Source organism: Paracoccaceae bacterium (assembly GCA_012103375.1).
GTDB lineage: Bacteria > Pseudomonadota > Alphaproteobacteria > Rhodobacterales > Rhodobacteraceae > WLWX01.
The window spans coordinates 707602-721129 of sequence record WLWX01000001.1 but is presented as its reverse complement, the minus strand read 5'-3'; the positions used below and the strand labels follow the sequence as shown (position 1 = coordinate 721129).

The 13528-nt window shown below is 60.7% G+C and carries 13 protein-coding genes and 3 pseudogenes; 10 read left to right on the top strand and 6 right to left on the bottom strand.

The annotated features are described in order from the left end of the window. Positions 1 to 194: 194 nt before the first annotated feature. From GKR99_03750 to mscL, 4 genes and pseudogenes are all read left to right on the top strand, one after another. Positions 195 to 590: pseudogene (locus GKR99_03750) on the top strand (hypothetical protein). A gap of 446 nt (positions 591 to 1036) precedes the next feature. Further along, positions 1037 to 3436, top strand: coding sequence for a phenylalanine--tRNA ligase subunit beta (locus GKR99_03745; GenBank protein ID NKB26706.1), 2400 nt, complete (start codon positions 1037 to 1039; stop codon positions 3434 to 3436). A 75-nt stretch (positions 3437 to 3511) separates the two neighbouring features. Then, positions 3512 to 3955: a YtoQ family protein gene (locus GKR99_03740; protein ID NKB26705.1), complete on the top strand. Its 444-nt coding sequence runs from the start codon at positions 3512 to 3514 to the stop codon at positions 3953 to 3955. 117 nt (positions 3956 to 4072) lie between these two features. Further along, positions 4073 to 4501 carry a large conductance mechanosensitive channel protein MscL gene (mscL, locus tag GKR99_03735; protein NKB26704.1) on the top strand — a complete coding sequence of 143 codons (429 nt, stop codon included), beginning with the start codon at positions 4073 to 4075 and terminating at the stop codon, positions 4499 to 4501. 16 nt (positions 4502 to 4517) lie between these two features. On the opposite strand, the gene GKR99_03730 is transcribed toward mscL, so the two are convergent. After that, positions 4518 to 4805 (bottom strand): hypothetical protein, encoded by a 288-nt coding sequence (locus GKR99_03730; protein ID NKB26703.1) that lies wholly within the window; start codon positions 4803 to 4805, stop codon positions 4518 to 4520. Between the two features lie 90 nt (positions 4806 to 4895). On the opposite strand from GKR99_03730, the pseudogene GKR99_03725 reads away from it, so the two are divergent. Beyond that, positions 4896 to 5451, top strand: a pseudogene (locus tag GKR99_03725) (redoxin domain-containing protein). Positions 5452 to 5468: 17 nt separating this feature from the next. On the opposite strand, the gene GKR99_03720 reads toward GKR99_03725, so the two are convergent. Together GKR99_03720 and ald are read right to left on the bottom strand one after the other, a co-directional pair. After that, complete coding sequence (locus tag GKR99_03720; GenBank protein NKB26702.1) at positions 5469 to 6362, bottom strand: hypothetical protein; 894 nt, start codon at positions 6360 to 6362, stop codon at positions 5469 to 5471. Between the two features lie 137 nt (positions 6363 to 6499). Next, positions 6500 to 7618 (bottom strand): alanine dehydrogenase, encoded by a 1119-nt coding sequence (gene ald / locus GKR99_03715; protein NKB26701.1) that lies wholly within the window; start codon positions 7616 to 7618, stop codon positions 6500 to 6502. Between the two features lie 142 nt (positions 7619 to 7760). On the opposite strand from ald, the gene GKR99_03710 reads away from it, so the two are divergent. From GKR99_03710 to GKR99_03700, 3 genes are all read left to right on the top strand, one after another. Continuing rightward, positions 7761 to 8219 carry a winged helix-turn-helix transcriptional regulator gene (locus GKR99_03710; GenBank protein ID NKB26700.1) on the top strand — a complete coding sequence of 153 codons (459 nt, stop codon included), beginning with the start codon at positions 7761 to 7763 and terminating at the stop codon, positions 8217 to 8219. A gap of 80 nt (positions 8220 to 8299) precedes the next feature. Further along, a complete protein-coding gene (locus GKR99_03705; protein ID NKB26699.1) occupies positions 8300 to 8800 on the top strand; it encodes a copper chaperone PCu(A)C in 501 nt (166 codons plus the stop codon). After that, positions 8778 to 9395 carry an SCO family protein gene (locus GKR99_03700; GenBank protein ID NKB26698.1) on the top strand — a complete coding sequence of 206 codons (618 nt, stop codon included), beginning with the start codon at positions 8778 to 8780 and terminating at the stop codon, positions 9393 to 9395. Before GKR99_03705 ends, GKR99_03700 begins: the two co-directional genes overlap by 23 nt. A gap of 190 nt (positions 9396 to 9585) precedes the next feature. Here the strand turns inward: GKR99_03700 and rpsU are convergent. Together rpsU and GKR99_03690 are read right to left on the bottom strand one after the other, a co-directional pair. Further along, positions 9586 to 9804, bottom strand: a pseudogene (gene rpsU, locus GKR99_03695) (30S ribosomal protein S21). Positions 9805 to 10033: 229 nt separating this feature from the next. Then, entirely contained in the window at positions 10034 to 11290 is a 1257-nt protein-coding gene (locus tag GKR99_03690; protein ID NKB26697.1) for a hypothetical protein, read from the bottom strand. A gap of 163 nt (positions 11291 to 11453) precedes the next feature. On the opposite strand from GKR99_03690, the gene GKR99_03685 reads away from it, so the two are divergent. Continuing rightward, positions 11454 to 12140 (top strand): COQ9 family protein, encoded by a 687-nt coding sequence (locus tag GKR99_03685; protein NKB26696.1) that lies wholly within the window; start codon positions 11454 to 11456, stop codon positions 12138 to 12140. After that, positions 12137 to 13117, top strand: a complete 981-nt coding sequence (locus GKR99_03680) for a zinc-binding dehydrogenase (protein ID NKB26695.1) — start codon at positions 12137 to 12139, stop codon at positions 13115 to 13117. The genes GKR99_03685 and GKR99_03680 overlap by 4 nt, the downstream gene beginning before the upstream one ends. A gap of 42 nt (positions 13118 to 13159) precedes the next feature. On the opposite strand, the gene GKR99_03675 is transcribed toward GKR99_03680, so the two are convergent. Then, on the bottom strand, positions 13160 to 13525 hold the full coding sequence (locus GKR99_03675; protein ID NKB26694.1) for a DUF202 domain-containing protein: 366 nt from the start codon (positions 13523 to 13525) through the stop codon (positions 13160 to 13162). Positions 13526 to 13528: the final 3 nt, after the last annotated feature.

Genomic DNA, 13528 nt, shown 5'->3' with positions numbered 1-13528 from the left:
ATTTGGCAAAACCCATTGCCGCCGCAGAAGTAGAAACCACGATCTGGCGCGATCATCGCGTTCTGTCGCTTACTGGCGAGATAGATAGCGGAACTGCGGACAGAGTTTTGGAGCTTTCATCTGCTATTGCGCCACTTCCCCATGGCCACCCTGTGGTACTACTAAACAGCAATGGCGGATCAGTATCAGAAGCATTGGCAATAGCTTCAATACTGAGTTCGAGAGATTATCATACTGTGGTGCCAAACGGATCAAGTTGCGCATCAGCGTGCGCTTCGATCGTTTTTGTTTCCGGCGCGCTAAGAACAATCGAAACAAAGGGCGCACTTGGGCAGCACTCATGCTCGCGGAACGGCATTCCTGACCAAGCTTGCAATGACCTGCTCGCACAACATGCAATGAAACACGGTGTTTCTCACGGAAGTGTTGCCGCTTTTGTGACATACTCCAGGCCAGACGAGATGGTTTGGTTTTCACGAGAAGATGCAGACGGTTGAGGGTTAACTCGATATCCCGGAGAACGAGAAAGTGGGTTCAAGAAAAGTGAACCAAGAGTTTTAACGATGTTAGGCGGAAGCAAGCCCGCTGCCCAATCTGCATGGCGTCTAGATTTTCGAGAAGATGGTTACGAAGCATTCTTGCGGCCAGGAGCCGATGATGAACGTGAATTTGAGCTCAATTTATTCTGCGACGAGTTGCAGCCTGGCAGGCTATTCATGAGTGTTGAAATCCATGGTCCGGCATTGGCTGTGCAAAGCGCTATTTCGAACGCAATAATTCGTACCGACCTTTTTTCGTGGACTGATTTCACGCCGATAGTTCGACAGCTTGATGAACTCGTTACGGAAGTTGTCCATGAAATACCATCGCATCGCATTCGCAGCTTTCTTTCTGACGCTAGAACGCTTTCTTGGACAGCATACATCAGGCCGCCGTATCAAACGATGTCGGCCGAAACTTTTCTATCTGGTAGTCGAAAGAACTTGATCTTCGCAGCCAATAACTGCATCAACCAACGTTAGCCGCGAGTGTACCCATGAAATTCACCCTGAACTGGCTGCGCGATCATCTGGAAACGGATGCGAGCCTCGATGAAATTACCGAGGCCCTGACCGACCTTGGCCTGGAGGTTGAGGGGGTCGAGAACCCCGCCGCCGCGCTGTCCGCTTTTACCACCGGCCATGTGATCGCCGCCCAACAGCACCCGGACGCTGATCGCCTGCGCGTCTGCCGGGTCGCCACCGATCAGGGTGAAAAGCAGATCATTTGCGGCGCGCCAAACGCGCGCGAGGGGATCGACGTGGTGATCGCCTACGCCGGCGCCTATATCCCCGGCATCGACACCACCATTCAGGTCGGGAAAATCCGCGGCGTCGAAAGCCACGGCATGATGTGTTCTGAGCGTGAGATGGGTCTGTCCGATCAACACGACGGGATCATCGAACTCTCCGGCAGTCCTGAGGTCGGCACCCCCTTCACCGACTGGCTGGCCGAGCATGACCCGGCCAAGACCGATCCTGTGATCGAGATTGCGATAACCCCGAACCGCCCCGATGCGCTGGGCGTCGAAGGGATCGCGCGCGATCTGGCGGCGCGCGGACTGGGCAAGAAGGTCGCGCGGGAGACCGACCCGGTGCCGGGGACCTTCCCGTCGCCGATCTCCGTTTCGATTGACGACGATACGCTGGACGGTTGCCCGCTGTTCACGGGCCGTTTGATCCGGGGCGTGAAGAACGGGCCGTCGCCGGCTTGGTTGCAGGATGTGCTGAAGGCCATCGGCCTCAGGCCAATCTCGACCCTTGTCGACATCACCAATTTCTTCACCTTCGATCGCAACCGCCCGCTGCACGTCTTCGACGCCGACAAGGTGGCCGGGAACCTGCGGGTGCATCGCGCCAAGGGCGGCGAACAGATCGTCGCGCTGGATGACAAAACTTACACGTTTCAGCCCGGCATGATGGTGATTTCCGACGACACCGGTGCCGAAAGCATCGCCGGGGTCATGGGCGGGGCCGAAACAGGCGTGACCGAGGACACTGTGAATGTCTTCGTCGAAAGCGCTTATTGGGATCCGGTGACGATTGCCCGGATGGGCCGGGCGCTGAAGGTGAACTCGGACGCGAAATACCGCTTTGAACGCGGTGTGGACCCTGCCTTCACGCCAGTCGGGCTGGAACATGCCACGCGGATGATCCTGGACCTTTGTGGGGGCGAGCCGAGCGAGGTTGTGACCGCCGGGGCGATGCCGGATGTCACGCGCAGCTATAAGCTGAACCCGAAGCGCACCGCCTCTCTGGTCGGGATGGAGATCTCGGAGGCCGAGCAGAGGAAGACGCTGACGGCGCTGGGCTTCACGCTGGACGGGTTGGACGTGACTCCGCCCAGCTGGCGTCCCGATGTGCGCGGTGAGGCGGATCTGGTAGAGGAGGTGGCGCGGATTGCGTCGCTCACCAACCTCAAAAGTCAGCCGCTGGCGCGCGCCGAGCCTGGCGTGCCGAAGCCGATCCTGACGGCTGGCCAGAAGCGAGAGGCGATCGCCCGGCGCACCTGCGCGGCGCTGGGGATGAATGAATGTGTGGCCTATTCGTTCATTGATGCGGCCAGCGCGGCGCTGTTCGGGGGCGGCACCGATGCGACCCGTCTGGAAAACCCGATCAGCCAGGACATGAGCCATATGCGCCCCGCCCTGCTGCCCGGTCTTCTGGCGGCAGCGGCGCGCAATCAGGCACGCGGACGCGCCGATCTGGCGCTGTTCGAAGTTGGCCCGGCCTTCCAAGGTGGTGAACCGGGCGAACAGCACACCCTGGTCACTGGCCTGCGGGTCGGGCGTACCGGGGCCAAGGATGTGCACGGCGCGTCACGCGCGCTGGACCTCTATGACGTCAAGGCCGATGCCGAGGCGGTTCTGGCCGCAATGGGCGCGCCCGCAAAAGTACAGATCCTGCGCGGCGCCGCGGACTGGTGGCATCCCGGACGGCATGGCATGATCTGTCTTGGTCCGAAAAAGGTGCTGGGCGTCTTCGGCGAGATCCATCCCAAAATACTGGCGGCAATGGACGTGAAGGGCCCGGCGATGGGCTTCACGCTTTGGCCCGATGAAATCCCGCTGCCGCGCAAGGCAAGTTCGGGCAAGGGCGCGTTGGTTCTGAACGATCTGCAGGCCGTGGATCGGGATTTTGCCTTCGTCGTCGATGCGGATGTCGAGGCTTTGACCCTGGTCAACGCCGCCGCCGGGGCCGACAAGGCGATGATCGGGGGGGTGCGGGTGTTTGATGAGTTCATCGGCGGATCGCTGGGTGAGGGCAAGAAATCACTTGCCGTCACGGTGCGCATTGAACCCCAGGACAAGACCCTGACCGAGGCTGAGATCGAGGCCGTGGGTGCGAAGGTGGTCGAGAAGGTGGCGAAGGCCACAGGTGGGGTCCTGCGCGGCTAGCGCGGGCGGGGGCCAGCCCCCATCGCCTTGCGGCGACTCCCCCCGGAGTATTTTTGGCGAAAAGAGGGGAAAGAGATGCAGGTTTACCTTTCGGGTGAAATTCACACGGATTGGCGCGCGCAGATTATGGCGGGGGCGGAAGGGCTGGATGTGGAGTTCTTCGCGCCGGTCACGGATCACGCGGCCTCGGACGATTGCGGCGTTGCAATCCTGGGGGCCGAAGCGGATAAATTCTGGCATGATCACAAGGGCGCCAAGGTCAACGCGATCCGCACCCGGACGCTGATTGAGGCAGCAGATGTGGTCGTCGTGCGGTTTGGCGACAAGTACAAGCAGTGGAACGCGGCGTTTGATGCAGGCTATGCGGCGGCGCTGGGCAAGGCGCTGATCGTGATACATGGGGCCGATCATCAGCATGCCCTGAAAGAGGTCGGCGCCGCCGCACTGGCAGTCGCGGAAACCCCTGAACAGGTGGTCGCGATCCTGCGATACGTGCTGACCGGCGGGCTGCCTGCCTGAAGGCGGGCCAATTGCCGGGCAAGCAACGCGGAATCATCGAGTCTTCACTTGACTATGTGGCAAGCGACCACGCTATAAGCCACAAGTGACAGTGATGGTGCGTGGAGGGCACACAACATGATGAAAGAGTTCAAGGATTTTATCGCCAAAGGCAATGTCATGGACATGGCCGTGGGTATCATTATCGGGGCGGCGTTTACGGCAATCGTTGCGTCCCTGGTGGCCGACCTGATCAATCCGATTATTGGCCTGTTCACGGGCGGCGTGGATTTCACCAACAATTACGCAGTCCTCTCAGGCGAAGTTGCGGCCGGTGCATCGCTGGAAGCGGCGCGCGAAACGGGCGCTTCGGTGTTTGCCTATGGCTCGTTCATCATGGCGGTCATCAACTTCCTGATCATCGCCTGGGTGGTGTTTATGCTGGTCAAATCGGTCAACAAGATCAAAGCCGCCGCAGAAGCGCCGAAAGAAGAAGCGCCGGCAGCAGATCCCGGCCCGTCCGAGAAGGACATTCTGATCCAGATCCGGGATTCGCTGGCCAAATAATCTGGCGTTAGCCCGATTATTCGATCAAACGACCGAATGGCCCGCTGTCAACGGCGGGCCGTTCCTGTTTCCGGGGGGGTGATATGGTCGGCCTGCGCATCTTTTGCAACTGTCGATACAGGACCAGCGTCACCAGTGGCCCGATGTGAACGACTGCAACGGCCAGCATGGGCCAGCCGCCGCCAAGCAGGCGCTGGGCCACATCGCCGTAGACGTCCGGGCCGATGCCGACCAATCCAATGGTCAGCGCAATGACCGGGACTGTCGCCAATGCCAGCAACAGACCCGAGGTCGCGGGATGCATTTGGAAACGCCTCCGATATTCTGTATTTTGTCAGCACACACCTGTGGCGCGGATCCACGTGATCCGGCCCAATTGAATTGGACTGCTCCGATGGCTGCAATACCACCCGTCTGCGACTTTGGTGCGCCTGCAAGCGATTTCCTGCTGAAAGCCACGGATGGATGGCGGTCGGCGTAATCTGGCCAGTGTTGCCGGGCCGAACGGCCTGGTGATCGCCTTTATCTGCAACCACTGCCCATACGTTCTGGCCGTCATGGATCGGATCGTACGCGATGCGCATGATCTTGCGCCATTGGGGGTCGGGTTTGCGGCGATCTGCTCAAACGATGCGACAGCCTATCCCGACGATAGTTTCGAAAACATGGTCCGCATGGCTGAACAGCAGGCGTTCCCCTTCCCCTATCTGCATGATGAGGACCAGTCAGTCGCCCACGCATATGGCGCGGCCTGCACGCCGGATTTCTTCGGCTATAACGACGATCTGGAATTGCAGTATCGCGGGCGGCTTGATGCCTCGACCCGCAGCGCCGGGCCGGGTGATCTGCGGCGCGACTTGTTCGAGGGTATGAAGCAAGTTGCCGAGACGGGCCAAGGCCCGCGCGATCAGATCGCGTCGATGGGCTGTTCGATCAAATGGGCGGGTTGAGATCGGCCGACTGAGCGCTAGTAGTATCCGAAACCGCTGATCTCTTCCTTGTTGGCCTTGCGCTCAAAGAGGTGCGGCGCTGCATTTCCAAACGGAATGTTCAGTCTCAGTTCAACACTTTCCAAGTCAGCATTTACGTTGTTGAGATACTCAAAACTAAGTGTGGCGGGGCCGAACGACGTGGGTTCGCCGCCGAATTCGTACCAGGCTGCCAGACCATAGCTATCCAGCTCTGCGTCGCCGTCGATGGCCAAATGTCCGGCAATGCGGAATGCATCGTTGATGTCGTAAAGCAAGGTACCACCAAGCTGTTGCGATGTTGCAGAGTTTGAATCAAAGTCCCGGTGAAGTACAACATGATACCCCCAGTCGCCCACGTCGCGACCGACGGCGATCTGAAAGTCCTCATCATCGTCTTCATAGCCGATTCGGACAAAATGGTTCGCAATCGATGTTGCCAGCCCAAGTTCATAGTCGCCCGAATCTTCGCGCGATACCGCCAGATGGAAATTGTCCAGGGCGACATCAATGCGTGTCGATGGCGAATCTTCACTCGTTGTGTCGCTCAAACCAAAGTAGTCTTCGCTCACCATGTTTCCGGCGCCATATCCGAACCCGTGCGAAATGGTGACTGGCCCGATGGTCGCGAAATAAAATTCGTTCTCATCTTCAATTTCGAAGTCGTCATGGCTTTCACGGAAGCGCGTACCGACACCGAAGGCAAAATCGCCAGTATCGTAACCGATTACAAGCTCACCGCGAATATTAGTATTGGTATCAATCCCGCCTCCGCCGTTCTCCTCAATGTCGCGTTCGAGTGTTAGTTCACCGCCAAAGATAAACTCGGCATTGGCCGGTGCGGCGACAAGCGTGGCAAGCGACGCGCAGGCAAGAAGGTTGGAACGGATCATGGCAGTGTCCTGAATGAATGTGACTCAATGGATGCGACCACGTTAAGGCCACCGGGCAAAATGTCCAGCGTGGCTTGGCAGTATTCTCCGCGATGATGCGGCCTGGCGACACCGGGGGGCCAGTGTCGCCAGGCCGATCATTTTTTCAAGGCAAGCGACGGTGCAAGAACATCAAGGCCAAGCGCCTTGCCAACGGCGTAATAGGTCAGTTGCCCGGCATGAACGTTCAGGCCCGCCAACAGATGCGGGTCATCCTCGCACGCCTGCCGCCAGCCCTTGTCGGCCAGCGCCAGCATGAATGGCATCGTCGCATTGCCCAGCGCGATGGTCGAGGTACGCGCAACCGCGCCCGGCATGTTGGCCACACAGTAATGCATGATCCCGTCGACGTCATAGATCGGATCCCTGTGGGTCGTCGCTTTCGAGGTTTCAAAACATCCGCCCTGGTCAATGGCCACATCCACCAGCGCCGCACCGGGTTTCAACTCGGCCAGTTGGGCGCGGCTGATCAGCTTGGGTGCCTCGGCGCCCGGAATAAGCACTGCACCGATGATCATGTCAGCGGCCTGCGCCAGTTCGAGCGTATTGCCCGCACTGGCATAGCTGGTTTTGAAGGTGCCGCCGAAGACGTCGTCAAGGTAACGCAGGCGCGGCAGCGAACGATCCAGCACGGTCACATCCGCGCCCATCCCGGCAGCAATCTTGGCCGCATGGGTGCCGACAACGCCGCCACCGATCACCACAACCCGCGCCGGGCCGACACCGGGAACGCCGCCCATCAGCACGCCGCGCCCGCCGTTGGCTTTTTGCAGCGTCCAGGCCCCCACCTGAGGGGCCAGTCGCCCGGCAACCTCGGACATTGGCGCCAGCAGGGGCAGGCCGCCGCGATCATCAGTCACCGTTTCATAGGCAATCGCCGTGCAGCCGCTGGCCAGCAGGTCTTTGGTCTGCGCCGGATCCGGTGCCAGATGCAGATAGGTGAACAGCAACTGCCCTTCGCGCAGCATCTTGCGCTCACCCGCCTGGGGTTCCTTTACCTTCACGATCATGTCGGCCTCGGCGAAGACCTGTTCGGCTGTGTCAAGGATCACCGCCCCCGCATCAAGATAATCCTGATCAGGAAACCCCGAACCCGCGCCGGCCTCGGTCTCGACCACCACGTCGTGGCCATGGTTCACGGCCTCGCGGGCGGCATTTGGCGTCAGGCCAACGCGAAATTCCTGCGGTTTGATCTCTTTCGGGCATCCGATCTTCATGGGTCCAGCTCCGTGGCTTGCGTGTGCCGTATGACTACGCGGGATTGCACGAAATGTGGTTGAATTTTCGCGTGATGTTTGCGGTCAACATAGATAGGAATGTGCGCAGATTCCCGATTTTTGCGAAGGTTCTGCGAAGCATATGGATATCGACGACACAGACCGCCGCCTTTTAACAGTCCTGCAAAAACGCGGACGGATCTCAAACGCCGAATTGTCCGAGGCGGTGAACCTGTCGCCTTCGGCCTGTCACCGGCGTGTGCGGCGGCTGGAGGCGGACGGCTACATCCGCGACTATGTGGCGCTGCTGGACCCGCGGCGCGTTGGTCGGCCCACCACTGTGTTCGTCGAAATCACCTTGTCGGGCCAGGCTGACGAGGTTCTGGATGCGTTCGAGCGTGAGGTCGCGCTGATTCCCGATGTCCTGGAATGCCACCTGATGGCTGGAACCGCAGATTACATCCTGAAGGTCGTCGCCGAAGATACCGAGGATTTCGCCCGCATTCACCGCCGCCACCTTGCCCGCCTGCCCGGTGTGGCGCAGATGCAAAGCTCTTTCGCCCTCAGAACAGTGTTCAAGACAACGGCGCTGCCAGTCTAGCATCGCCTGACAATCGGTCGCATGTTGGCGGGCGCGGGCGGACCTATGCTGTGCCCGCATCCCGGACCACAGGAGTCGTCATGGTCAATATTCTTCGGATCGTCGCGATTGCCGTCTGCCTCGGCACCGCCGCGCAGGCCCAAGAAAAGACGCTGCCCAGCATGTGGGTCGGCGACCTTCTGATTCACGCACCGGTCTTGCGCGTCACACCCGCAGGGGCACCGGTTGCGGGCGGCTACCTTGCGGTCGAGAATACCGGCGACACAGAAGAGGTGCTGCTGAGCGCACGTGCCGATATTTCGCCCGATGTGCAGTTGCACGAAATGGTCATGTCTGGCGACGTGATGAAGATGCGCGCCATCGACGGCGGCATCACGGTCCCCGCCGGTGAAACCGTGCGGCTCATGCCGGGCGGTTATCACCTTATGCTGATGAAACCTTCAACAGAACTGGTTGCGGGCGAAACACATGATGTCTCGCTGGAGTTTCTGAACGCCGGTACGGTGACCCTGCCCTTCACGGTCGCGCCGCTGGATGTGATCCGGGACCTCGGCAAAGATGCCCACGGCCATGGCAACTAGTCGCGCATATCTCTGGGTGGTTTGGGCGGTTGCCATCGCGCTGGCCATCGGCGCAGGGCTGGGTGGCCGCATGTTCTGGGAGGGTCGCTCGGACAATAGCGCGCTGGGTGCCGCCCAACTTGGCGGTCCGTTCTCCCTGGTCACCCACACCGGCGCGCCAATAACCGAGGCGGATCTGCTTGGCAGCCCCAGCGCGCTGTTTTTCGGCTTTACCCATTGCCCCGAAATCTGTCCGACCACGATATTCGACATAAACGCCTGGCTGGAAGAGCTTGGGCCCCAGGCCGATGCCCTCAAAGTCTATTTCGTCACCATTGATCCGGAACGCGACCCGCCCGAGGTTCTGGGCGACTACGTGACGGCCCAGTCGGACCGCGTCACCGGCATCTCCGGCCCGCCAGACGCGGTGCGCGCCATGGCCGATATCTGGCGCGTCTATTACAAGTCTGTCCCGCTCGACGGTGACGACTACACAATGGACCACACTTCGCTGATCTATCTGCTGGATGATCAGGGGCAATACGCCGAACTGATCCGCTATGGCGAAGCGCATGACAGAGCCATTGCGAAACTGCGCAGGCTTCTGAACGGCTGACCGCCGCTTTTTTCATACATCATTGACCCGAAAATATCCCGGGGAGGTCTGGAGGGGCTGGCCCCTCCAGCCACCGCCGCCGGCAAGCAACCGCGCGATTTTACATCGCGCGGCCCGTCCCGCCGCCGCCAAGAAAAAACCCCCGAAGCCATGGGCTGCGGGGGTTCACTGACGGCTTGCCGCCACGTTCTTGAGGGCTGACTTTCATCATCCCTTCGCGCTGGGCCTTCTTACGGGCCAGCTTGCGGGCACGCCGAATGGCTTCGGCCTTCTGGCGTGCTTTTTTCTCGGACGGTTTTTCGAAATGCTGCTTGAGCTTCATTTCACGAAACACGCCTTCACGCTGAAGTTTCTTCTTCAGCGCACGCAGTGCCTGATCAACGTTGTTATCACGAACACTTACCTGCATGTGGTTGTCACCACCTTCCTAGGTTAGATTTGCAAAAGTCGCAGGAGCGGCGCGTATAGCAGCGGATTTTTGGGCTGTAAACCGTCGTGCAGGGCTGGCCCTAAAACCTGCAGTATTTGTCCAGATGCGCCTGCAAGATACCGATCCCGGCGCGATAGGCTTTCAATTCGTCCACGGCAGCATTGTAGGCGTTTGTCATATGGGCCTCATAGGTCAGACACTGGCTGACCTATGAGGCCAGGGCGGCCTGCTCGGCCTGTCTACGAGACAGGCCCGGGACTTTAGCGCCGCTGAGCGCGGCATCAATCTCGGCCTTGGCGACCTGGGCGCGGCCATTGTGATCGAGGCACGCGCGGCGGTGAACCTCTTCGTGCATCATCATTGATTCCCACTCTACTTCGGCATTGACGCACAAATCCGACTCCGGCGGTGTGATCGCGCAACTGGCCGCGTTTGTTTCGGCGCCGGTCGAAGCACGTCCCGCGCCGCCGGACTCCTGCCCGTTCAGGGTGGCCATGATCTTGCCGAACTCCTGTTTGAAATCGGCCCTCAGCTGCACCTGTGTTGGCTTGCCCGACAGGTCCATCTGATCGCTGGTCAAACAGGGCCAGTTTCCGGCGTCGCCCTCGGTTGGTTTGACAATGGGTGCGCCCGGATCGAACCGTTCGTTCTGCATGATCCCGTCGTCTGCCGTCAGGTCATAGCCGACGCGCCGCTTCTGTCTGTTCTTATGCAGCTCGATCAGTTCCTGCTGCAACCGCGTGCCCAAACTGGCGCTTTCCAGCGCAACAGTCACATCGCGGCAGCGGCAGTGTTCAAAGATATAGGCGCGCGCGGCGTCACTGTCGCCGACCCACGCGAACTGCGCCTTGCCGGTGCGCATCCAAAGGGTGATCCCCTGATAGGGGCCCATGCGCATGGTCATGCTGACGTCACCATGGGTTTGCGCCCGCCCCGGCACCCCGTCATAGCCCAGAAGCATGGTCGCGATTACCGGTGTCTGATCGAAATAGTAAATCGTCTCACCAAAATAGAACTCGTTGGCATTCGTGAACTCGCCCAATTCGGGGCTGACTGCACTGAAGTCATCCCAGATGGCTGTGTCGATCTGAGGCACAAAATGTTCGGATGCGGCAGCGATGTTTGGCGCGGCGGCGCTGTCGGGTGATGCGACGCCCTGATTGACGCGTGTCAGTTCCCATTCGATCCGACCAAGCTCCTCATCTTGCCATGCCATGAGCAGCGTGCCGTCGCAGTTGCTGATCAGATCCAACGGTCCTTCGGCGGTGTTCAACTCGAACACCCGGCCGTTGCTTGCGGCTACTTGCCCCGGCTCTATCTGCACATGCCACAGCCCGTCGCGCAGGTTGCTTGCTGATGCCGCGCATTCACAATCAGACTGGCTGTAACAGGCTTTCTGGGCAAATGCGGGATTGGCCAGAAACAGGGCCGTGGTCAGCGCGACGACTGATAGGCGTTGGGTCATGGGCCCCTCCGATAGTGAACAATGATCCGCCATTGTCCCGCCATTGGCCGCCATTGGGTCCCTTGCGTCAACAGCGCCGCCCCGGGGGCCTGAGGCATCCTGACCACTGGCAGCCCGCGTATTTTGTCGTCAGTATGCACCAGCGGCATTTGGCCCGCGGAGCATGACGATGACGGATGCAAACCCCCATGATGCGCTGCTTGACGCGGCCTTGCCCCATGTCGCTTTCGATGGCTGGTCGCAGGTGACATTTGACGCGGCGGTCCGCGATGCGGGGGTTGCGCCAGCGCTGGCCACTGGCCTTTTTCCACGCGGTGGCGTCGATCTGGCGCTGGCCTATCACGCGCGCGGCGATGCCCTTATGCGCAAGCGGATCGCGGGAGCGGACCTGACCGGGATGCGGTTTCGCGACAAGGTCACCCACGCGGTGCGCTGGCGCATCGAGGCGGCTAGCAACCGCGAATTCGTGCGGCGGGGTGCGACGCTGTTCGCCCTGCCACGCTGGGCCCCCGTTGGGGCGCGCGCGATCTGGGGCACGGCGGATGCAATCTGGACCGCGCTTGGCGATACGTCTGAAGACATCAACTGGTACACAAAACGCGCCACGCTCAGCGCGGTATACAGTTCGACGGTGTTGTTCTGGCTGGGCGACGACAGCCCGGGACATGCCGCAACCTGGGCGTTCCTGGATCGCCGGATCGAGGATGTGATGCGGTTTGAAAAGGCCAAGGCGACCCTGCGCGAGAATAAGTTGGCCAGCGCTTTGATGGCGGGGCCGAACCGGTTGTTGGCAGGCGTTCGCCCGCCACCGGCGCGGCGCGGATATCCGGGACAGGAAGGTACCAGATGACCAAAACAATGCGAACCGTTGAGATCAGTGAGCCCGGCGGGCCAGAGGTTCTGAAACCAGCCGAGCGACCGATCCCCGTACCGCGCCATGGCGAGGTCGTCATCAAAGTCGCCTTCGCCGGGGTCAACCGCCCCGACGCCCTGCAACGCGCCGGGTCCTACAGGCCCCCGGCCACCGCCAGCGACCTGCCGGGGCTGGAAGCCGCCGGTGAGGTTGCTGCCATCGGTGACGGGGTGACCGGCTGGGCCATTGGCGACCAGGTCTGTGCGCTGCTGCCCGGCGGCGGCTATGCCGAATACGTTGCCACACCAGCGGCCCACGCCCTGCCGGTGCCCAAGGGCATGGACCTGCGCCGCGCTGCCTGCCTGCCGGAAACTTTCTTCACCGTCTGGTCCAACGTTTTCATGCGCGGCGGATTGAAGGCGGGCGAGGCATTTCTGGTCCACGGAGGCTCTTCCGGGATCGGCACCACGGCGATCCAACTGGCCAGCGTGTTCGGGGCACGGGTTTTCACCACTGCCGGATCGGATGAAAAATGCGCCGTCTGTACCGACCTGGGTGCGGAACGGGCGATCAACTACCGGGATGAGGATTTCGTGGAGGTGGTGAAAGCCGAAGGCGGCATTGACCTGATCCTTGACATGGTCGGCGGCAGCTATCTGCCGCGCAATGTGAAGGCGCTGAAGGACGATGGGCGGTTGGTGCAGATCGCCTTTCTGCAAGGCCCGAAGGTCGAACTGAACTTCGCGCAAGTCATGATGCGTCGTCTGACGATCACCGGATCAACCCTGCGTCCGCAATCGGACGCCGCCAAGGCCCGCATTGCCGAGGCCCTGCTGGCCAACGTCTGGCCGCTGCTGGACGCGGGCCGCGTGGCCCCGGTGATGGATCAGGAGTTTGCGCTGGATGACGCCTCCGAAGCGCATGCGCGGATGGAGGCCGGGGATCACATCGGAAAGATCGTTCTGCGGGTCTAGTTGTCGGGGACACCCCGCCATCGGTCGTCAGTTCAGCGGGCGTTACAGAAACCACAGGATCAGTCCGGTCGCGGCGGCCCCGGCGCTAAGGACAACGGTGATAATCGTCATTCGCGTGGTCGAGGCCGATTCGGCCACGTGGCTGTTCAGCCGTTGCATCATCTTGGCGGCATTGCGCCGCGCAGCCCAGAAAATCAGCACGGCCACCAGAATGAAGATCGAGGCCACAAGGCGCGGTACCCAGGTCGGCTCAAAAGCTGCGAAAACGGCCTTCAGGCCAAGCGCCACACCGACCGAGGCCATGCCGGTGCGCATCCAGCCGCCAAACGTCCTTTCGTTGGCAAGCATTGTGCGGTCCTCGGCCCAATCGGTCCGCTCTTCCGCCATGTCCTGTTCGTGATCGCTCATCAT